The organism is Cobetia sp. D5, from assembly GCF_035666195.1.
In the GTDB taxonomy this organism is placed as follows: domain Bacteria; phylum Pseudomonadota; class Gammaproteobacteria; order Pseudomonadales; family Halomonadaceae; genus Cobetia; species Cobetia amphilecti.
Genome location: NZ_CP142020.1, coordinates 3875468 through 3897509, shown reverse-complemented (window position 1 = coordinate 3897509; position 22042 = coordinate 3875468). Strand labels below are relative to the sequence as shown.

General features: G+C 60.8%; 13 protein-coding genes, 2 tRNA genes and 3 rRNA genes. 15 read left to right on the top strand and 3 right to left on the bottom strand.

Annotated elements, in window-relative coordinates; all coding sequences use genetic code 11:
* Positions 1–22: 22 nt before the first annotated feature.
* The gene (locus tag U0O11_RS16115) at positions 23–820 is read right to left on the bottom strand and encodes a cytochrome C assembly family protein (RefSeq protein ID WP_279837409.1); all 798 of its coding nucleotides are present in this window, start codon (positions 818–820) and stop codon (positions 23–25) included.
* A 384-nt stretch (positions 821–1204) separates the two neighbouring features.
* On the opposite strand from U0O11_RS16115, the gene ffh reads away from it, so the two are divergent.
* The 15 genes from ffh to rrf all read left to right on the top strand — a co-directional run bounded on the left by ffh (position 1205) and on the right by rrf (position 17627).
* Positions 1205–2641, top strand: a complete 1437-nt coding sequence (ffh, locus tag U0O11_RS16110) for a signal recognition particle protein (protein WP_054557273.1) — start codon at positions 1205–1207, stop codon at positions 2639–2641.
* A 223-nt stretch (positions 2642–2864) separates the two neighbouring features.
* Entirely contained in the window at positions 2865–3116 is a 252-nt protein-coding gene (rpsP, locus tag U0O11_RS16105; RefSeq protein WP_043336448.1) for a 30S ribosomal protein S16, read from the top strand.
* 7 nt (positions 3117–3123) lie between these two features.
* Positions 3124–3690 (top strand): ribosome maturation factor RimM, encoded by a 567-nt coding sequence (gene rimM, locus U0O11_RS16100; protein ID WP_082388946.1) that lies wholly within the window; start codon positions 3124–3126, stop codon positions 3688–3690.
* A 25-nt stretch (positions 3691–3715) separates the two neighbouring features.
* On the top strand, positions 3716–4468 hold the full coding sequence (gene trmD / locus U0O11_RS16095) for a tRNA (guanosine(37)-N1)-methyltransferase TrmD (RefSeq protein WP_043336440.1): 753 nt from the start codon (positions 3716–3718) through the stop codon (positions 4466–4468).
* Positions 4469–4664: 196 nt separating this feature from the next.
* Positions 4665–5021 carry a 50S ribosomal protein L19 gene (gene rplS, locus U0O11_RS16090; protein WP_043336437.1) on the top strand — a complete coding sequence of 119 codons (357 nt, stop codon included), beginning with the start codon at positions 4665–4667 and terminating at the stop codon, positions 5019–5021.
* A 270-nt stretch (positions 5022–5291) separates the two neighbouring features.
* Positions 5292–6197: a site-specific tyrosine recombinase XerD gene (gene xerD, locus U0O11_RS16085; protein ID WP_279837412.1), complete on the top strand. Its 906-nt coding sequence runs from the start codon at positions 5292–5294 to the stop codon at positions 6195–6197.
* Between the two features lie 39 nt (positions 6198–6236).
* Positions 6237–7007 carry a DsbC family protein gene (locus tag U0O11_RS16080; protein WP_279837410.1) on the top strand — a complete coding sequence of 257 codons (771 nt, stop codon included), beginning with the start codon at positions 6237–6239 and terminating at the stop codon, positions 7005–7007.
* A 172-nt stretch (positions 7008–7179) separates the two neighbouring features.
* The gene (locus U0O11_RS16075) at positions 7180–8496 is read left to right on the top strand and encodes a homoserine dehydrogenase (protein ID WP_153636631.1); all 1317 of its coding nucleotides are present in this window, start codon (positions 7180–7182) and stop codon (positions 8494–8496) included.
* A gap of 115 nt (positions 8497–8611) precedes the next feature.
* Positions 8612–10003 carry a threonine synthase gene (gene thrC / locus U0O11_RS16070; protein WP_215823551.1) on the top strand — a complete coding sequence of 464 codons (1392 nt, stop codon included), beginning with the start codon at positions 8612–8614 and terminating at the stop codon, positions 10001–10003.
* 159 nt (positions 10004–10162) lie between these two features.
* Positions 10163–11968, top strand: a complete 1806-nt coding sequence (locus U0O11_RS16065) for a single-stranded-DNA-specific exonuclease RecJ (RefSeq protein WP_279837413.1) — start codon at positions 10163–10165, stop codon at positions 11966–11968.
* 480 nt (positions 11969–12448) lie between these two features.
* Positions 12449–13989 (top strand): 16S ribosomal RNA (locus U0O11_RS16060).
* 76 nt (positions 13990–14065) lie between these two features.
* Positions 14066–14142 (top strand) — tRNA-Ile (locus tag U0O11_RS16055).
* Positions 14143–14181: 39 nt separating this feature from the next.
* Positions 14182–14257 (top strand) — tRNA-Ala (locus U0O11_RS16050).
* A 232-nt stretch (positions 14258–14489) separates the two neighbouring features.
* Positions 14490–17375 (top strand): 23S ribosomal RNA (locus U0O11_RS16045).
* Positions 17376–17511: 136 nt separating this feature from the next.
* Positions 17512–17627, top strand: a 5S ribosomal RNA gene (gene rrf, locus U0O11_RS16040).
* Together the 16S, 23S and 5S rRNA genes with 2 tRNA genes alongside form the textbook arrangement of a ribosomal RNA operon.
* An 865-nt stretch (positions 17628–18492) precedes the next feature.
* Here the strand turns inward: rrf and U0O11_RS16035 are convergent.
* On the bottom strand, positions 18493–21078 hold the full coding sequence (locus U0O11_RS16035; protein WP_442872663.1) for a heavy metal translocating P-type ATPase: 2586 nt from the start codon (positions 21076–21078) through the stop codon (positions 18493–18495).
* 257 nt (positions 21079–21335) lie between these two features.
* Entirely contained in the window at positions 21336–21791 is a 456-nt protein-coding gene (locus tag U0O11_RS16030) for a MerR family DNA-binding protein (RefSeq protein ID WP_213113556.1), read from the bottom strand.
* Positions 21792–22042: the final 251 nt, after the last annotated feature.

Sequence of the window (22042 nt, the reverse complement as noted above, 5' to 3'; positions counted from 1 at the left end):
ATCTCTGTCGGGGTGGCAGGGCTTAGTGGGAAAATATCACTTGCAGCACGAACTTGGTGCCGAAGAAGGCCAGCGCCAGTACCAGGCAGCCGCCCAGTGTCCAGCGGGCGGCACGCTGGCCGCGCCAGCCCAGCACGTGATGCCCGAACAGCAGCACGGCGAAGATGATCCAGGCGCCGAGGCTGAGCACCGTCTTGTGAGCCAGATGCTGGGCGAACATGTTGTCCAGATAGATGGTGCCGCTGATGATCGACACGCTGAGCAGGATCATGCCGGCCCAGATCAGCTCGAACAGCGCGCGTTCCATGCTGGTCAGTGCCGGCAGCACCTGGACGATGCCGCGGGTATGGCGCTTCTTGAGCGCGTGCTGTTGCAGCGACAGCAGTCCGGCCTGCATGGCCGCGATGCTGAAGAAGGCCAACGCCGCCACCGAGGTGAAGACGTGGGCGACCAGACCGGGGGAGAGCGGGTTCTCGGTGGTGGCGCTTGGCAGGTTCATCACGCCGAGCACGCAGGCGGCGGCGACCGGGAACAGCGCCGCGCCCCCGGCGATCACCGGCTTGAACAGGCTGGCGATGACCAGCAGCAGGCAGATGGCCCAGCTGACCAGCGACGCGCTCTCGAACAGTCCGAGGTGCAGCGCGCCACCGTGGTTGAGCGTGACCCAGACGATGACGGCATGGCAGGCGACGGCGATCAGCGCCAGACTGCGCACCAGACGCGTGCGTGCCGGGACGCGGCGTGTCAGGGTAAGGCCCTGCCAGAGGCCGGCGCCGAGATAGAAGATGATGGCCAGAAAGGCAAAAGGCAGAGCCTGCATGTGCTGTTGTCCAGGTGCCGGAGGGTAGCGGGAGATCAGGCCTCGCATGAGGCACTGTCTATCTGCAGAGACTATACCGAATGCGCCGCCGGGATTGCATCCACTCGCGGTGTCCTGTCGCGTGCTCTCGCGGGCGATGAGGCCTGCGCGGCGACAGACTCCGCATTGCATGACGATTGTCGGCGCTGCTTCCTTCATGCATGTCATCGCCAGGATGGCGACTTGCAAGCCTTGCATGCATGGAGACACGGCCGCCCTGTGCGTATAATGCGCGACAGGATAACCATTCACGCGCTGGGGCGTCATGCCGTGCGCCGGTCACGAGGTGGCTTACGCCCTCGTCCCCGCAGCGCGGACCCCAGACGTCCCTAGCCGGAGAGGCCCATGTTTCAAAGTTTGAGTGATCGCCTGTCGCATACGCTGAAGTCGATTACCGGCCAGGCCAAGCTGACGGAAGACAACATCAAGGACACCCTGCGCGAAGTGCGCAAGGCGTTGCTTGAAGCCGATGTCGCGCTGCCGGTGGTCAAGGCCTTCATCGAGCGAGTGCGCGAACGTGCCGTCGGTCAGGAAGTGTCCAAGAGCCTGTCGCCGGGCCAGCAGTTCGTCAAGATCGTCCAGCAGGAGCTGGAAGCGATCATGGGCGAAGCCAATGAAGGTCTGACGCTCAAGGGCAGTCCGGCCGTCATTCTGATGGCAGGCCTGCAGGGTGCGGGCAAGACGACTACCGTCGCCAAGCTGGCACGCTACCTGCGCGAGCGCGAGAAGAAGAAGGTGCTGGTGGTCTCGGCCGACGTCTATCGCCCGGCCGCCATCGACCAGCTGGAAACGCTGGCCAAGGAAGTCGGGGTCGATTTCTTCCCCTCCGACTCCTCCCAGCAGCCGGTGGCCATCGCCGAAGCGGCGATGAAGCACGCGCGTATCCAGTTCCACGACGTGGTGCTGGTCGATACCGCCGGTCGCCTGCATGTCGATGCCGACATGATGGACGAGATCGCCGCCCTGCACCGCAGCGTCAATCCCGACGAGACGCTGTTCGTCGTCGATGCGATGACCGGTCAGGATGCCGCCAACACCGCCAAGGCCTTCCATGAAGCCTTGCCGCTGACCGGTGTCGTGCTGACCAAGGCCGACGGTGATGCGCGTGGCGGTGCGGCCCTGTCCGTACGTCACATCACCGGCAAGCCGATCAAGTTCATGGGCATGGGGGAGAAGGTCGACGCCCTCGAGCCCTTCCACCCGGACCGTATCGCCTCGCGCATCCTCGGCATGGGCGACATGCTGTCGCTGATCGAGGAAGCCGAGCGCACCGTCGACAAGAGCAAGGCCGAGCAGCTGGCCAGCAAGGTCAAGAAAGGCGAAGGCTTCGATCTCGAGGACTTCCGTGACCAGCTCCAGCAGCTCAAGAACATGGGTGGCATGGGCAGTCTGATGTCCAAGCTGCCGGGCATGGGTCAGCTGGCGGAAGTCGCCCAGAGCCAGGCCAGCGAGAAGGAGCTGGGCAAGCTGGAGGCGATGATCAACTCCATGACGCCCAAGGAACGCCGCAACCCGGATCTCATCAATGGGTCGCGCAAGCGCCGCATCTGCATGGGCTCCGGTACCCAGGTGCCGGACCTCAATCGTCTGCTCAAGCAGCACAAGCAGATGGCCAAGATGATGAAGAAGGCCGGCAAGAAAGGTGGCATGCAGAAGATGATGCGTGGCATGTCCGGCATGATGGGCGGTGGCGGTGGTCCTGGCGGCCCCGGCGGTATGGGTGGCATGGGCGGTATGGGTGGCCCCGGCGGCATGGGCGGCGGACGCTTCCCGCGTCGCTGATTGCTGACCCGATGCCCGATGCAGCGCTGATGAGACATGGGCGCTGACACCAGGAATTGCGCTCCGTGGCACGTCCCGTGTCGCGGAGCGTGTGCATGGCCTTGGAAAAAGGTTTCCAAGGCTTGCCAATTTCCGTAGAATGTCGCCTCTTCGTGTGGACCCTCCATGCGAAGACGAGTTCTGTGGCACGATTTTCACTTCAACACGAAGGACAGATTACGCAATGGTTACCATTCGTCTGGCACGTGGTGGCGCCAAGAAGCGTCCCTTCTACCACCTCGCTGTGGCTGATTCCCGCACAGCCCGTGATGGCCGCTTCATCGAGCGCGTCGGCTTCTTCAACCCGGTCGCTCGCGGCCAGGAAGAGCGTCTGCGCGTCGATCTCGAGCGCGTCGCTCACTGGCAGCAGCAGGGCGCACAGGTCTCTGACCGTGTCGCTCAGCTGATCAAGGAAGCTGGCAAGCAGCAGGCTTGATTCCAGGATGCCTACTCAACCGAACAACCCGCAGCCGACCGCAGCGTCATCGCATGACGATGATGTCGTGGTAATGGGGAAGCTTACCAGCCCCTATGGCGTCAAAGGCTGGCTCAAGGTGTATTCCTACACCAGCCCGATTGACGGCATCTTCGATTACGCTGGCTGGATGCTGAAGCTGGACGGGAAGCAGATTCCCGCCCGCCTCGCTCAGGCACGTCGCCATGGCAAGGGCCTGGTGGCACAGCTCGAAGGTATCGACAGTCGCGAAGCAGCACAGGAGCTGGCCGGGGCGGAGATTCTCCTGCCCAAGCAGCACCTGCCGCAGCTGGAAGTCGGTGAGTACTACTGGCATCAACTGGAAGGTCTCGAGGTGGTAACGCTGGATGGCCAGCGCCTCGGGAAAGTGAGCACCCTGATGGAAACCGGTGCCAACGACGTTCTGGTGATAAAGCCGAACGACGACAGCATCGATGAGAAGGAACGGCTCGTGCCGTACCTTCCCGATCAGGTGGTTCGCGATGTGGATCTCACCACTGGGCGCATGAGCGTCGACTGGGATCCCGAATTCTGATGTTAAGCACAGAGAGCTGACGCCTGTGTGGATTGGTGTAGTGAGCCTGTTTCCGGAAATGTTCACGGCGATTACCGCCAGTGGCGTGACCGGCCGAGCGGTCGACAAGGGCCTGCTCGAGGTCGATTTCTGGAATCCTCGCGACTACGCCACCGACAGGCACCGTACGGTCGATGATCGTCCCTACGGCGGTGGTCCCGGCATGTTGATGAAGGTCGAGACCCTGCGTGGCGCCATTCGTGACGCCCGCGCCGCTGGCGGTGACAACGCTCGTGTGATCTATCTCTCCCCGCAAGGCCGCAAGCTGGATCAGGCCGGTGCCCGCGAACTGGCGACGCAAGAGCGTCTGATCGTGGTGGCCGGGCGCTATGAAGGCATTGATGAGCGCGTGGTGGAAGAGGAGATCGACGAGGAGTGGTCGATCGGCGATTACGTCCTGTCTGGCGGGGAACTGCCGGCCATGGTCCTGATCGATACGGTGGCACGCCTGGTGCCGGGCGTACTCGGGCATGAAGCCAGCGCGGAGGAGGATTCCTTCACCGATGGCCTGCTCGACTGTCCGCACTATACCCGCCCTGAAGTCATCGACGGCAAGCGGGTGCCGGATGTTCTGCTCAGTGGCAATCATGCCCTGATCAAGCGCTGGCGGTTGCAGCAGTCTCTGGGACGTACCTGGCTCAGGCGTCCGGATTTGCTGGAGAGTCGCACGTTGACTCGTGAGGAGCGCAAGCTGCTCGACGAGTTCATCGCGCAGCACGCCCGGAAAGGCAAGGCCTGACCGCTGCGAGCCGAAGGTTCGCTGTCAGGAGAAGGCCGCCACCGTGGCGGAGGTGCGGCACGGCCCGGAGTCATCTTGCGGGAGTTCCGTGGCGCGTCACACACAAGGTCGATCCCCGTGTTCAAGGCCGTTTGCGGTGCCGGGGTCATGACGAACATCAATCCCAGGATTGATGCTAACGAATTTGGAGCTAGCGATGAGCAGCAAGAATAAACTGATCCAGGCGATCGAAAACGAGCAGATGGCCAAGGAAATCCCGGCCTTTGCACCGGGCGACACCATCGTCGTCCAGGTCAAGGTCGTCGAAGGTACTCGCGAGCGTCTGCAGGCCTTCGAAGGCGTGGTGATCGGCAAGCGTAACCGCGGTCTGAACTCCGCCTTCACCGTCCGCAAGATCTCCCACGGTGTGGGCGTCGAGCGTACCTTCCAGACTTACAGCCCGCAGGTTGCCGCTATCGACGTCAAGCGTCGTGGTGACGTCCGTCAGGCCAAGCTGTACTACCTCCGTGAGCGTAGCGGCAAGTCTGCACGCATCAAGGAAAAGCTGGGCTAAGCGCTCCGCATTCCCTGACTGCAGAACTCGGCAGTACTGCGGGGGAGCGAATTGCCACTTGCTCCTCCGCCATATGAAGACCCCGCCATGCATCGCATGGCGGGGTCTTCGTGTTTGTGCACCAGGGAAATCCGCTATGACTTGCAGCGGGTTCATTTCATCGTCAGGGCATCACGGTAGAATCGAGGCTCACGCAGGCCAGGTGCCGCGGTAAATGACGGCCACGGCGAGCGTGGATGGCGCGTCATTCAGGACGGGGAAGCGGGAATGATGGACGACGATGCGTTGGTCGAGGTCTTTCTCGATACGTTGTGGCTAGAGCGGGGTGCCAGTGACAATACGCTCGGCGCCTATCGCAGTGATCTCACGGCCTGGCGGCGCTGGTTGGCCGATCAGGCGGAGGCGGGCGCTGACACGGTGCCGTTGCTGAGCGTGGCACCGCAGCAGGTGCAGGCCTTCTGTGACTCGCGGCGTGAGTCGCATGCGCTGCGCTCCACGGCGCGTCTGCTGTCGGCGCTGCGGCGCTTCTATCGCTGGGCGCTGGCCGAAGGCATGATCGAGGCGGACCCGCTGCATGAGGTGCGCCTGCCGCGCGTGATTCCCAGCCTGCCGGGCACGCTGGATGAGGAAGAGGTCGAGCGCCTGCTGGAGGCGCCGGATCTCGACACGCCCATCGGGCTGCGCGACCGCACCATGCTCGAAGTGCTCTACGGAGCGGGGCTGCGCATCAGCGAGCTGGTCAACCTGAGTGTCGATGCGCTCAATCTGCGCCAGGGTGTCGTGCGAGTCACCGGCAAGGGCGATCGTGAGCGGCTGGTGCCGCTGGGCGAGGAGGCCTGTGACTGGTTGTCACGCTGGCTGTCCGTTGGCCGACCTGCGATGATGGCCGACCAGACGCGTCCGGCACTGTTTCCCGGCCGACACGACAAGGCCATGACGCGACAGACCTTCTGGCATCGCATCCGGCGTCACGCCGTGACTGCGGCCATCAGCAAGCCTCTGTCACCGCATACGCTGCGCCATGCCTTCGCCACGCACCTGCTCAATCACGGTGCCAACCTGCGTGTCGTGCAGCTGTTGCTGGGACATCGTGATCTTTCCACGACCCAGATCTATACCCATGTGGCCCAGGCGCGACTGGAGCGTCTGCATGCCGAACATCATCCGCGTGGCTGAGTGTCCTTCCCTCTGCGCGCGGACGCCAAGGAGTGTTTGATGAGCAAGTCTTTCCGTCGTCCGCAGGCCCTGTCCCATGCGATCCGCCTCCTGAGCGCCGGTGCCATGCTGACGCTTGTGGCGCCATTGGCCCAGGCTGATGCGCTGGATGATCTGCGCGACAAGCTTGTCGTCAATGGCCAGCCGCTGCCGGTCGAATCACTGGCCTCAAGCCCCATCGACGGCCTCTATGAGGTGCGCCTGACCAGTGGTGAGAGCTTCTTTACCGATATCGACGGCAAGCATCTGATCGTGGGTGAGATGTACCGCAACGATGGCGACAAGGGGCTGGTCAATCTCAGCGAGCAGAAGGCCAATGGCGAGCGCCTCGAGCTGCTGGCCGAGGTCAGTGAAGATGATATGGTCATCTTCCGCCCGGCGGGTGAGGTCAAGGCGGTGATCAGTGTCTTCACCGATACTACCTGCCCGTATTGCCGCAAGCTGCACCAGGAAGTGCCGGAACTCAATGCGCGTGGCATCGAAGTGCGCTATCTGGCCTTCCCGCGCGGTGGCATGCGCTCGCAGGGCGCGCGTGAGCTGGCGCAGGTGTGGTGTGCGGACAACCCCACCGAGGCGATGAACCAGATCAAGAATGAAGGCGAAGTGCCCAAGCAGGCGGCCAGCTGCGATGCGCCGGTGCAAAGCCAGTATCAGCTGGGCACGCGCATGGGGGTGCAGGGCACCCCGGCCATCGTGATGCCGGATGGCCAGATGGTGCCGGGCTACCTGCCGGTGGAGCGTCTTGCCAGCATGCTGGGCATCGATGACTGAACCACAGGCGACAAGACTGCGCGTTGACAGGGCGTCCTGCCTTGCTACCGTGGTCACGACAGACGTACGTGCAGGATGTCTGGATAATAGACCGACGTGAGATCGGCAAGGCCGTCGCTGACAGTGGCGCGGCCCTCAAGGCTGGATACCGTAACAAGAGAGGAAAGCGACGTTGAAACCGGTGAAAGTAGGAATCTGTGGTCTAGGGACCGTAGGCGGCGGCACTTATAACGTGCTGATTCGCAATGCCGATGAGATTGCGCGTCGTGCTGGACGCCCGATCATCGTCGAACAGGTCGGCGCACGACGCGACAATCCTGACTGCGATATCACCGGCGTCAGCCGCACGCATGACATCTTCGAGGTCGCGCGCAATCCCGAGGTCGACGTGCTGGTCGAGCTGATCGGCGGCTACGATGTCGCCTATCAGCTGGTGATGGAAGCCATCGCCAACGGCAAGCATGTCGTGACCGCCAACAAGGCGCTGATCGCCGTCCACGGCAACGAGATCTTCCGTGCCGCCGCCGAGAAAGGCGTGATGGTGGCCTTCGAAGCCGCAGTGGCCGGTGGCATTCCCGTCATCAAGTCGCTGCGTGAAGGCCTGGGTGCCAACCGCATCCAGTGGCTGGCCGGCATCATCAACGGCACCGGCAACTTCATCCTCAGCGCGATGCGTGATGAAGGTCGCAGCTTCGAGGACGTGCTGGCCGAGGCGCAGGCGCTGGGCTATGCCGAAGCCGATCCGACCTTCGATGTCGAAGGCATCGATGCCGCGCACAAGCTGACCATCCTGGCCTCGATCGCCTTCGGCGTGCCGCTGCAGTTCGACAAGGCCTACACCGAAGGCATCTCGCGCATCACGGCCGAGGACATCGAGCAGGCCGATAACCTGGGCTACATCATCAAGCATCTGGGCATCACCCGCGCCACGGCCAAGGGCCTCGAGCTGCGCGTGCATCCGACGCTGATTCCCAAGGAACGTCTGCTGGCCAACGTGCATGGCGTCAAGAATGCCATCGAGGTGATGGGCGACGCTGTCGGCCCGACCCTTTATTACGGTGCCGGCGCCGGTGCCGAGCCGACGGCCTCTGCCGTGGTCGCGGACCTGCTCGACGTGGCGCGCGATATCGCCACCGACCACCGCTACCGTGTGCCGTATCTGGCCTTCGCCGAGATCAATCAGCACGGCGACACCCTGCCGATCCTGCCGATGGAAGAGATCGAGACGGCCTGCTATCTGCGTCTGCACGCAGTGGACCGCCCGGGCGTGTTGGCGCGTGTCGCGTCGATCCTCTCCGAGCAGGGTATCTCCATCGAGGCGATCATCCAGAAGGAAGCCACCGAAGGGGAGCTGGTGCCGATCATTCTGCTCACGCACCGTGCGCGCGAACTGCACATGAACGAAGCGATTCGTCAGCTGGAAGCGCTGGTGGATGTCGCCGGTTCCGTGGTGCGCATTCGTGTCGAGGATCTCGACGACAACGCCTGATCGCGGGCAAACGGGGCGGGGCTATCGACGGTGATGGCACTGCCCCGCTGGGCAGCCGGCGCAGGCCGGAAGAGCAAGAATCATAACGGTGGCAAGAGCCACGGGAAGACACGACATGCGTTATATCTCCACGCGCGGCCAGGCGCCGGCGCTCGGTTTTGAAGATGTGGTTCTCACGGGGCTTGCCAGCGATGGCGGCCTGTACGTGCCGGAAACCCTGCCGCAGTTCAGCGCCGAAGAGCTGACGGCGATGGCCGGTGAGTCCTACGCGGAAATCGCCTTCCGTGTCATGAAGCCCTTCGTCGATGGCGCCATCGATGACGCGACCTTCCGTGACATCGTGCGCGAGACCTACGCGACCTTCAGTCACGATGCCGTCGTGCCGCTCAATCAGCTCGACAGCAACCATTACCTGCTGGAGCTGTTCCACGGCCCGACACTGGCCTTCAAGGATGTCGCGCTGCAGCTGCTGGGTCGCCTGCTGGATCACTTCCTTGCCAAGCGCGGCGAGCGTGCGGTGATCATGGGCGCGACCTCCGGCGATACCGGCTCTGCCGCTATCGAGGGCTGCCGTGCCTGCGATCATGTGGATATCTTCATTCTGCATCCGCACAACCGTGTCTCCGAAGTGCAGCGTCGCCAGATGACCTCCGTGCTGGCGCCCAACGTCTTCAACATCGCCATCGAAGGCAACTTCGATGATGCCCAGGCGATGGTGAAGGCCAGCTTCGCCGACCAGGACTTCCTGAACGGCACGCGTCTGGTCGCGGTCAACTCGATCAACTGGGCGCGCATCATGGCCCAGACCGTCTACTACGTGGCCGCCGGTGTGGCGCTGGGCGCTCCGGCGCGTCAGGTCAGCTTCACGGTGCCGTCGGCCAACTTCGGCAACATCTTTGCCGGCTATCTGGCCTCGCGCATGGGGCTGCCGGTACGCCAGCTGGTGATCGCCACCAACGCCAACGATATCCTGCATCGCACCATCTCCTCCAATGACTTCTCACGTCAGGAGCTGAAGGCGACGCTGGCACCGTCGATGGATATCGTGGTGTCCTCCAACTTCGAGCGCCTGCTGTTCGAGGCCTATGGCCGCGATGGTCAGGCGATCCGTGAGCTGCTCGAGCACTTCTCGCGTGAACCGGCAGCGCTGGCGGATGCCCCGTTGGCGAAGCTGCGTGAGCTGTTCTCCAGTCACAGTGTCGATGACGAGACGATCCTCGAGGTCATCCGTGAGGCGCACCATCGCACCGGTGAGATCCTCGATCCGCATACGGCAACCGGCTATCGCGCGGCTGAGGTCTGCCGCACCGATAGCGCGACGCCGATGATCACGCTGGCGACGGCGCATCCGGCCAAGTTTGCCGAAGCCGTGGCGCGTGCCGGCTTTGCTGGCGTCGATCTGCCGCCGCATCTGCATGACCTGCTGGAGCGCGAGGAGCGTTACAGCGTACTGCCGGCGGAGTTGGCGGCAGTGCAGGACTTCGTGCGCGAGAATCGCCGCGGGTGATTGCAACAACTGCCGGTTGGCCCGTTCGGGGTAATCGGCAGTCATCTTTTCATGGCCGTCATGTCTGCAGCCCGCTGCCGAGATGACGGCCATGTCGTTTGTCAGGAGCTCTTCATGTCTGTCACTTCCCCCGTGTCGCCCCCATTCTCGCAAGATTCCATGAGTCGTCCGGACGAGCGCACGCTTGCGGCCAGCATTGCGCGGGTCATTCAGCCGCGCGCGCGTGACGAGCGTCTCTATCAGCAGGGCATCGCGACCGGGCTCAGCGAATTGCAGGCGCGTGTGCTGGCAGGGCGTCTGACGCTGGAGAGCTGCAAGGCGCCCCTGGAGGCGCTGGTCACGCCGGCGCTCCGGCATATCGAGCATCCCGAACGGCTGGCCGATGGCCGGCGCGCGGCAGAGCGCATCGCGCGCGCCGTCGCCGAGGGGGAGCATATCGGCATCCTCACGGACTATGACGTGGATGGCATCACCTCGCATGTGGTGATGCTGCGCACGCTGACCGAGCTGTTCGATGTGCCCTACGACCGCGTGCACAGTCTGATCGGCCATCGTATCCATGATGGTTATGGCATCAGTCTGCCGCTGGTCGAGCGCATCATGACGCTGTCGCCGCGCCCGTCTCTGATCGTGACCGCGGACTGCGGCTCCAGTGATGAGGCGCGTCTGGCGTTGCTCAAGGAGGCGGGGATAGAGGTGGTGGTGACGGATCACCATGCGTTGCCTCAGGAAGGGCCGCCGGCTTCCGCCTACGCGACGGTCAATCCGACACGAGATGACTGCGCCTATCCCGATGCGACCATTGCCGGTTGCATGGTTGCCTGGCTGACCATGTCATTGACCCGTAACGTCTTGATCGAACAGGGCAGGTTGCCGAGCGATGCCCCCAAGCTGTCGCCGTGGCTGTCGTATGTGGCGCTGGGGACGGTGGCGGACTGTGTGTCACTGGGGGGGAGTGCGATCAATCGCGCGGTGGTCAATCTCGGCCTCACGCTGATCAACCGCATGCAGGAACCCTGCTGGCGCGCGATGGCAGAGCGGCTCGGGGCGGATAGCGTGCCCTTCAATGCCGAGACGCTGGCCTTCCAGATGGGGCCGCGTATCAATGCCCGCTCGCGTCTGGATGACCCTTACGCCGCGCTGCATTTCATGTTGGCGCGGGAAGATGACGCGGCGCAGCGTGCGCTGGAAGTGCTCGATCAGGACAACCAGTCCCGCAAGGCGATCGAAGCCGAGATGGTCGAATCGGCGCGTGCCCTGGCGCTCACCTCCTTGCGGGAAGGGCATCAGGTGATCGTGGTCCACCTGGAGGATGGTCATCCCGGGGTGCAAGGCATTGTCGCTTCGCGCCTGGTGCAGCAGTTCGGGCGACCGACCGTCGTGCTGACACCAGCTGCGGTGCCCGGCATGTTGACGGGCTCCGGGCGCTCCATCGAAGGGTTGCACCTGCGGGATGCGCTGCAGCGCGCCCATGATCTCGCGCCGCAGTGTCTGCCGCGCTTCGGTGGGCATCGCGGCGCCGCCGGGGTGGGCTTGCCGCTGACGGAAAAGGACACCTTCACTCGTGCCCTGCAACAGGCAGCCGCGGAGCAGTTGGGGGAGAGGGCGCTCAATCCCTTGATTCTCAGCGATGGTGAGCTGCTGGAAGGGCAGTTGAGTCTGGAGACGCTGGATGAGCTCGAGCGTCTGGCGCCTTTCGGGCGTGAGTTCGAGGCGCCTCTCTTCGAGGGCAGCTTCCTGGTCGAGAGCCTCAGGCCGGTAGGCGCCGATGGCACGCACCTGTCATTGGAGCTCTCGCTCGGGCGTACACGCCTCAAGGCGATCTGGTTCCGTGCGCTGTCACCGGGGGAATCACCGGCATTTGGCGTGGGGGCCTCTCTGAAGTGTGCTTACAAGTTGTCGCGCAATCGCTGGCGGGGGAGAGAGTCACTGCAGTTGATGCTGGAGCACGCAGTGCCTGCATGAGCTTGTTTGAATTGATAGCGATATCTGGCCAAAAAGCCCTTGCCATCAAGCCGATTCCTGCGTAAAGTACGCATCCGCTGCCGGGGACGCATGGCGTTACCAGCGGTGAAAGAGGTTTGCAGGTGATTGTTTTTCTTGATGTTTTTGAAGCCCGCTTCGACATCATCGATTGACAATTCCGGGCGATTCGCTAGAATACGCCGCACTCCTTACGGAACAGGTGATCGAGCAACGCTCCTCACCGCTTGATGATGCTTAGAGGCAGTCGACTGACTCATCATCAAGTGCTTGACTTCTCAAGCGTTCCGGGTAGAATATGCCTCCTCGCTTAACAGCGACGCTCTTTAAAAATTTGATCAGGTAATTCGTGTGAGCGCTTGCCGATGAGTGGTGACAAGGTCACCAAATATCGGAGCAAGCCTCTCACGAGAAGTTTGACTCTGAACCAAGTTTGGTCTGCTTAACAGACTATCAAGCTTTCAACTGAAGAGTTTGATCATGGCTCAGATTGAACGCTGGCGGCAGGCTTAACACATGCAAGTCGAGCGGAAACGATCCTAGCTTGCTAGGAGGCGTCGAGCGGCGGACGGGTGAGTAATGCATGGGAATCTGCCCGATAGTGGGGGACAACCTGGGGAAACTCAGGCTAATACCGCATACGTCCTACGGGAGAAAGCAGGGGATCTTCGGACCTTGCGCTATCGGATGAGCCCATGTCGGATTAGCTTGTTGGTGAGGTAATGGCTCACCAAGGCGACGATCCGTAGCTGGTCTGAGAGGATGATCAGCCACACTGGGACTGAGACACGGCCCAGACTCCTACGGGAGGCAGCAGTGGGGAATATTGGACAATGGGCGAAAGCCTGATCCAGCCATGCCGCGTGTGTGAAGAAGGCCTTCGGGTTGTAAAGCACTTTCAGCGAGGAAGAACGCCTTGGGATTAATACTCCCGAGGAAAGACATCACTCGCAGAAGAAGCACCGGCTAACTCCGTGCCAGCAGCCGCGGTAATACGGAGGGTGCAAGCGTTAATCGGAATTACTGGGCGTAAAGCGCGCGTAGGTGGCTAAGTCAGCCAGGTGTGAAAGCCCCGGGCTCAACCTGGGAACGGCATCTGGAACTGCTTGGCTAGAGTGCAGGAGAGGAAGGTAGAATTCCCGGTGTAGCGGTGAAATGCGTAGAGATCGGGAGGAATACCAGTGGCGAAGGCGGCCTTCTGGACTGACACTGACACTGAGGTGCGAAAGCGTGGGTAGCAAACAGGATTAGATACCCTGGTAGTCCACGCCGTAAACGATGTCAACTAGCCGTTGGGTCCCTTGAGGACTTAGTGGCGCAGCTAACGCAATAAGTTGACCGCCTGGGGAGTACGGCCGCAAGGTTAAAACTCAAATGAATTGACGGGGGCCCGCACAAGCGGTGGAGCATGTGGTTTAATTCGATGCAACGCGAAGAACCTTACCTACCCTTGACATCCAGAGGACTTTCCAGAGATGGATTGGTGCCTTCGGGAACTCTGAGACAGGTGCTGCATGGCTGTCGTCAGCTCGTGTTGTGAAATGTTGGGTTAAGTCCCGTAACGAGCGCAACCCCTATCCTTATTTGCCAGCGAGTAATGTCGGGAACTCTAAGGAGACTGCCGGTGACAAACCGGAGGAAGGTGGGGACGACGTCAAGTCATCATGGCCCTTACGGGTAGGGCTACACACGTGCTACAATGGCAAGTACAAAGGGTTGCAATACTGCGAAGTGGAGCCAATCCCATAAAGCTTGCCTCAGTCCGGATTGGAGTCTGCAACTCGACTCCATGAAGTCGGAATCGCTAGTAATCGTGGATCAGAATGCCACGGTGAATACGTTCCCGGGCCTTGTACACACCGCCCGTCACACCATGGGAGTGGACTGCACCAGAAGTGGTTAGCCTAACCTTCGGGAGGGCGATCACCACGGTGTGGTTCATGACTGGGGTGAAGTCGTAACAAGGTAGCCCTAGGGGAACCTGGGGCTGGATCACCTCCTTATCGACACTGTCTACTGCTCGCGGCAAGTGCTCACAACGAATTACCTGATCAAGTTAGTTTATCGAGTAGTAGTGTCGGGTCTGTAGCTCAGTTGGTTAGAGCGCACCCCTGATAAGGGTGAGGTCGGCAGTTCAAATCTGCCCAGACCCACCAAAAGCTTCGTGCTTTTGTCGACACGGTTTTGCCGACTTTGGGGCCATAGCTCAGCTGGGAGAGCGCCTGCCTTGCACGCAGGAGGTCAGCGGTTCGATCCCGCTTGGCTCCACCATGAAAGTCCGGTTCAGCTTCTACTACCTGATAACGCTGCACAGTCCACAGTGACAAGCATATCGCCTTCCTCGTGAAGGTTGTGTGACTTCTCACTGTTCTCTGAACAGCCGCTCTTTAACAATGTGAATCATGCTGACGATAGATATGTGCGCCAAGTGCATGTCTATCAAACGATATGTCGGAGAGGTCCGACAGATTCGTAATCCTTGACAGACCCCTTGGGGTTATATGGTCAAGCGATTAAGCGCATACGGTGGATGCCTTGGCAGCCAGAGGCGATGAAGGACGTGATAGCCTGCGATAAGCGTTGGCGAGGTGGCAAATACCCTGCGACCCAACGATTTCCGAATGGGGAAACCCACTCACCATCAGGTGAGTATCTATAGGCCAATACATAACCTATAGAGGCAAACCCGGGGAACTGAAACATCTAAGTACCCGGAGGAAAAGAAATCAACCGAGATTCCCCAAGTAGCGGCGAGCGAACGGGGACCAGCCCTTAAGCGTGACAACTGACAGACGAACAAGCTGGGAAGCTTGACGATACAGGGTGATAGTCCCGTAGTCGAAGTCTGAGTCACGTGAAATCGAGTAGGTCGGGGCACGAGAAACCTTGACTGAACATGGGGGGACCATCCTCCAAGGCTAAATACTCCTGGCTGACCGATAGTGAACCAGTACCGTGAGGGAAAGGCGAAAAGAACCCCGGCGAGGGGAGTGAAATAGATCCTGAAACCGTATGCGTACAAGCAGTGGGAGCACCTTCGTGGTGTGACCGCGTACCTTTTGTATAATGGGTCAGCGACTTATATTCTGTGGCGAGCTTAACCGTATAGGGGAGGCGTAGGGAAACCGAGTCTTAACTGGGCGACCAGTCGCAGGGTATAGACCCGAAACCGGGCGATCTATCCATGGCCAGGGTGAAGATTGAGTAACATCAATTGGAGGCCCGAACCCAAGTATGTTGAAAAATGCTGGGATGAGCTGTGGATCGGAGTGAAAGGCTAATCAAGCCCGGAGATAGCTGGTTCTCCTCGAAAGCTATTTAGGTAGCGCCTCACGTATCACCGCTGGGGGTAGAGCACTGTTTCGGCTAGGGGGTCATCCCGACTTACCAACCCGAGGCAAACTCCGAATACCAGTGAGTGCAGCGTGGGAGACACACAGCGGGTGCTAACGTCCGTTGTGAAAAGGGAAACAACCCAGACCGTCAGCTAAGGTCCCAAAATCCTGATTAAGTGGGAAACGATGTGGGAAGGCTCAGACAGCTAGGAGGTTGGCTTAGAAGCAGCCATCCTTTAAAGAAAGCGTAATAGCTCACTAGTCGAGTCGGCCTGCGCGGAAGATATAACGGGGCTAAATCAGGTACCGAAGCTACGGGTTCATCCTCTGGATGAGCGGTAGAGGAGCGTCGTGTAAGCCAATGAAGGTGGATTGAGAAGTCTGCTGGAGGTATCACGAGTGCGAATGCTGACATGAGTAACGATAAGGGGAGTGAAAAACTCCCCCGCCGGAAGACCAAGGTTTTCTGTTCTACGTTAATCGGAGCAGAGTGAGTCGGCCCCTAAGGCGAGGCGGAAACGCGTAGTCGATGGGAAACGGGTTAATATTCCCGTACCGGATGTGGTTGCGATGGGGGGACGAAGAAGGCTAGGTGAGCCAGGCGTTGGTTGTCCTGGTGAAAGCATGTAGGCCGAGGAATCAGGCAAATCCGGTTCCTCTGAGGTCGAGATGCGAGACGAACTGACCACGGTCAGGAAGTCATCGATGCCACGCTTCCAGGAAAAGCCTCTAAGCTTCAGATCACATGCGACCGTACCCCAAACCGACACAGGTGGTCAGGTAGAGAATACCAAGGCGCTTGAGAGAACTCGGGTGAAGGAACTAGGCAAAATGGCACCGTAACTTCGGGAGAAGGTGCACCGGTTCGAGTGAAGGACTTGCTCCGTAAGCTCTTACCGGTCGAAGATACCAGGTGGCTGCAACTGTTTATTAAAAACACAGCACTCTGCAAACGCGCAAGCGGACGTATAGGGTGTGACGCCTGCCCGGTGCCGGAAGGTTAATTGATGGGGTTAGCTCACGCGAAGCTCTTGATCGAAGCCCCGGTAAACGGCGGCCGTAACTATAACGGTCCTAAGGTAGCGAAATTCCTTGTCGGGTAAGTTCCGACCTGCACGAATGGCGTAATGATGGCCACGCTGTCTCCACCCGAGACTCAGTGAAATTGAAATCGCAGTGAAGATGCTGTGTACCCGCGGCTAGACGGAAAGACCCCGTGAACCTTTACTATAGCTTTACACTGGATGCTGATGTTGTCTGTGTAGGATAGCTGGGAGGCTTTGAAACCACGTCGCCAGATGCGGTGGAGCCAACCTTGAAATACCAGCCTGACATCATTGGCGTTCTAACTCAGGTCCGTTATCCGGATCGAGGACAGTGTATGGTGGGTAGTTTGACTGGGGCGGTCTCCTCCTAAAGAGTAACGGAGGAGCACGAAGGTACCCTCAGCACGGTTGGAAATCGTGCATTGAGTGCAAGAGCATAAGGGTGCTTGACTGCGAGACAGACACGTCGAGCAGGTACGAAAGTAGGTTCTAGTGATCCGGTGGTTCTGTATGGAAGGGCCATCGCTCAACGGATAAAAGGTACTCCGGGGATAACAGGCTGATACCGCCCAAGAGTTCACATCGACGGCGGTGTTTGGCACCTCGATGTCGGCTCATCACATCCTGGGGCTGAAGTCGGTCCCAAGGGTATGGCTGTTCGCCATTTAAAGTGGTACGCGAGCTGGGTTTAGAACGTCGTGAGACAGTTCGGTCCCTATCTGCCGTGGGCGTCGGAAGTTTGAGAAGAGCTGCTCCTAGTACGAGAGGACCGGAGTGGACGAACCTCTGGTGTTCGGGTTGTCATGCCAATGGCATTGCCCGGTAGCTACGTTCGGACGGGATAACCGCTGAAAGCATCTAAGCGGGAAGCCCCCTTCAAGATGAGACTTCCCTGAGGCCTTGCGCCTCCTGAAGGGCCCTTGAAGACTACAAGGTTGATAGGCTGGGTGTGGAAGCACAGCAATGTGTTGAGCTAACCAGTACTAATTGCCCGTGAGGCTTGACCATATAACACCCAAGGGGTTTGCGCAGGCAAACTCCGGGATTGCGACAGGATCGAGACATATCGGTCAGCATGATTCATATTGCGAGTCACGAGGCCACAAGCCTCGAGACTCAGGCATCGCAAGATGCCACCGTTTCGCCTGACGACCATAGCGAGCGTGAACCACCCGATCCCATGCCGAACTCGGAAGTGAAACCGCTTAGCGCCGATGGTAGTGTGGAGTTTCTCCATGTGAGAGTAGGTCATCGTCAGGCACTTATCCCGAACCGCCCCTGTAGCCTTGCTGCAGGGGCGGTTCTCTTTGTGCGCAGGAAAAATTGGCGCAAAAGAAAAGCCTCGTGCAAGCAAAATGTGCCGAGAATTGCTGATGAAAGCTGCTAGATCATTGGTGTGATAGATCCGCCAGGTAGGGTTTCTCCCTGCAAGAGTCGCGGATGGCCGCCCCACGACAGTCATGAAAAGCTCGTCAGGCACTTATACTGAACCGCCCCTGTAGCCTTGCTGCAGGGGCGGTTCTCTTTGTGCGCAGGAAAAATCATAGGCGCGAAGGTCATGCGTGGGAGAAGCCATGTGTGACATGTGTGGAAAGGCGCGCATAGAGACGTCAGTAGAGACGCTGTGCAGAAAGAAGACCAAAGGAAACGCCCCTGTCACCGATGTGGCAGGGGCGTTTTTGCATTCTCGGCACCTTGATCAAGCGGGATAAAGAAGAGGCACGCGGGGTAAAGAAGAGCAAAGCGGCTGTGGAAAACTCAAGATTCGGCAGTGCAGGAGCTATCCACAAGACCTCGCGACAGCTGCTTTCCCCCCAGTGGACTTGCCGGGTGACCCAGGTCTCGGAGCCGCAGGACGGCATGTCATGAGCGCTATCGTTGCGAGTCTTGCGAGAGCCGTCTGGTGCGCTTTTGATCAGGAAACAGTCACGAAAAAAGCCCTGCCACACAGGATGTGACAGGGCTTTGAGTTGATGATCTTGCGCGATTGTCTTGTGCGATCAGCTTGCTCTATTTCAGGGACTACAGAGCAAGGCCTGGAGTGTGTTTCATGACTTGGCGAGCCAGAACCACCAGACAATGGCGGCGATCAGGCCGAGCCCTAGCAGATTGATGGCCATGCAGATCATGCTGACGCTCCTTGTGAGGTGGTGGCGGTATTCTCGGGGTTACTCGTTGCGGATCCAGCTGCGTTCGGGGGCGTATAGCGACGCAGACGATTGGCATTGGTCACGACGGTGACCGAGGACAGGGACATGGCCAGTCCCGCGATGACCGGCGACAGCAACATGCCCGTGAAGGGGTAGAGGATGCCTGCGGCAATCGGGATGCCGATCAGGTTGTAGCCGAAGGCCCCCACCAGGTTCTGCTTGATGTTGCGCAGGGTGGCCTGGCTGATCGCGATCGCATCCGCGACCCCGCCCAGCGACGGCTGCATCAACGTGATACCGGCGGTCTCGATGGCGACATCGGTACCTTCGCCCATCGCGAAGCCGACATCGGCCAGCGCCAGCGCCGGCGCATCATTGATGCCATCGCCGACCATTCCCACTACGTGACCTTCCTGCTGCAGCCGCGCGATCTCATCGTGCTTGTCATCCGGTGAGACGCCGGCACGGTAATCATCGATACCGGTCTCGCGCGCCACGGCCGCTGCCGTGTGAGGGTTGTCACCGGTCAGCATGATCACCTTGAGGCCGATGGCATGCAGGCGAGCGATGGCATCGCGGCTATCGTCACGCAGCGGGTCGGCCAGGCCGAAGACGGCGAGCAATTCATCGTCGCGAGCCATCAGGATCAAGGTGCGCGCATTGTCTTCTAGAGACGTGATCTGCTCGCTGAGAGGAACCAGGCTGATACCTGCCTCTTCCAGCATGGCAGCGTTGCCCATGCGCCAGGTGCGCCCTGCATCGTCCTGGGCCTGAATGCCGCGCCCGCTGATGGTCTGGTAGTCATGGAAGGCCTTGCTGCGCGAGGCTTCGGGGCGTCTGGCTTCGATATGTGCCAGCAGCGCCGCGGCCAGCGGGTGCTCTGAGCCCCGCTCCAGTGCATATGCTGCATCCAGCACGGCTTCCTCGTCTTCCCCTTCGAGGAGCGAGACCTCGGTGACCTCCGGCTTGCCGCGCGTCAGGGTGCCGGTCTTGTCGACCACCAGCGCGGTCAAACGACTGGCGGTCTGCAGTGCCTCACCGCTGCGGACCAGTACGCCATGTTCCGCCGCCTTGCCGACCCCGATCATGGTCGAGATCGGCGTCGCCAGACCCAGCGCACACGGGCAGGCGATGACGAGTACCGCCGTCGCGACCACCAGCATATGCACGCCGGTCGGCGCAGGCCCGAAGTTGAACCACGCCAGCGCCGCGATGATGGCAATGATCATCACGCTGGGCACGAACACGCCGGAGATGGTGTCAGCCAGCCGGCCGATCGGCGGGCGCGAATTCTGCGCCTGACGCACCTGGCTGATGATGCGTCCCAGGCGCGTCTCGCTACCGACGCGCTCGACCTCGAAGACCAGGCTGCCACGCGTATTGAGCGTACCGGCGGCTACCTCGTCGCCAATACCGCGTGACACGGGCAGTGGCTCACCGCTGAGCATCGATTCATCGATGTGGCTCTGGCCCTCGATGACCCTGCCATCCACCGGGATGCGCTCACCGGGGCGAATGCGCACCTGGTCCCCGCTGCGGACCTCGTTGATATCGATCTCGCGCTCTTCACCGTCGCGGATCACGCGGGCCGTGCGGGTCTGCAGATCCAGCAGCGCGCGCAGCGCCTGCTGAGTGCGGCCGCGGGCGCGGACTTCCAGCGCCTGCCCCAGGCTGATCAAGCCGATGATCATGGTCGAGGCTTCAAAGTAGAGCCCGCGCGCCGCCGGGGGCACGCTGTCGGGAAACAGCAGCACGCCCATGGAGTAGATCCATGCCGCCCCGGTACCGAGCGCCACCAGCGTATCCATGTTGGCCTGATGGTGCGTGAAGGCCTTCCAGGCGCTGGTGAAGAAGTTGCGTCCTGCCGTGGCGAGCACGCCCAGCACGGCGACGCCGATCGCCAGCCACACCCCGCGCTCGAGCCCCTCGAAGCCGGGCTGATGGAAGAACATGCTGATCATCAGGGGGATGCCGATGCCCAGTGACAGCACGCTGTCACGGACACGAGAGCGATATTCCTGATCGGCGTCCTCTTGCTGTTGCAGCTCACCGGCCTGCGCGTCTTCCACCAGGCTCGCCCCGTAGCCGACACCTTCGATGGCCGAGACGATCTCGTCGGGAGTGAGGCGGCTCGTGACCTGGGCGGTGCGTGAGGCGAAGTTGACCTGCGCCTGCTGAACTCCATCCAGGCCATCCAGTGCCTTCTGGATCGTCGCCACGCAGCTGGCGCAGGTGACGCCGGACAGCGAGAACTCGGCGTTTGCGCTATCGGCTGGCTGGCTCGCAGTCGCTGTCTTGTTTGCAGTACCTGACGCGTTCGCAGCGCCTGACTTGCTCGCAACGACCGGCGTATCAGCAGCCGGCGCGGCTTGAGCTTCAGCCGCCTCGGCGGGGGCCTCAAGCGAATAGTCCGTCTCGAGGATGATTCTCTCGAGCAGCCCGCGCGGCAGACAGGTGTCCACGTCGAGAGTGTCTTCTTTCGGCGTGCCACTGACTTGCGCGGTGTCATCCCAGTGCTGGATGGCCTCGCGCAATCTGGCGACGCATTTCTGGTAGTGCATGCCGTACACCGACAGATCGTGATGGGCGCGTTCCGGCAGGGCTTCTTCCTTGAGGGGGTAGCCGCAGTCGTCCGCGACTTCCTGCAGTGCCGTGGATGACAGCTGGCTGTGCATCAGCAACAGCTCTGCGTCAGGCGCGCCGAGCAACTCGGCCTGCGGGTCCTGCGCCTGCACGGCACGACGAATCCTGCTGACACAGCCCTGACAATGGATGCCTGGCGCCTGCAGAAGGCGTGTCTCGGGAAGTGATGTGGTCGTCATGATTGCCCCCCGTCGCGGCGTTTGGAGGTGGAAGCGGTGTCGGGCACGTCCTGCGGAAAGCCTTCGATCAGACAGCACACGCTGTTGCCGTCCGGCACGCCATCCGGCAGGTCCTGCCAGCAATCCAGCGCATGCTCCATGCGCTCTGCGAGGGCTTCCAGCTCACGAATGCGCTCGCGCACTCTCGGCAGGTGCTGTCGCAGCAGGTCACGAACCAGCGGGCACGGCGAGTCGTGCTGGTCCGCCTGCTCGAGAATCTGTTTGATGTCGGCAAGGCTGAAGCCCAGCTGGCGTGCCTGACTGATGAATTTGAGGCGTACCAGCGCCTGCTCATCGAAGCGCTGGTAGTTGTTGACGGGATCACGTCGGGCCGTGATCAGCCCCTGGCGCGTGTAATGGCGAACGGTTTCGGCGGTGACGCCCCCCGCGCGGGCCAGCTCAGCGACTTTCATTGCATCATCTCCTGGTGATCAAGAGTGGCGGAGAGAGCATTCGGCTGCCCTGAAGGTCTGTCGGCAGCCAATGTTCCGTGACTGATCATCAGTGTAAGACTTATGTGTTGCACATAGGTCAAGCGAGCCGATACATACGAAAAAGCTGATGTTCGACCAATAGGCTAGAGGGGGGAGCAGAGGAGGTTGTCGTGTTTTAAACGCTGGCGACAAGGCACTAAATCGTCGTCAGGTCATGGGCTTAGCAGCAC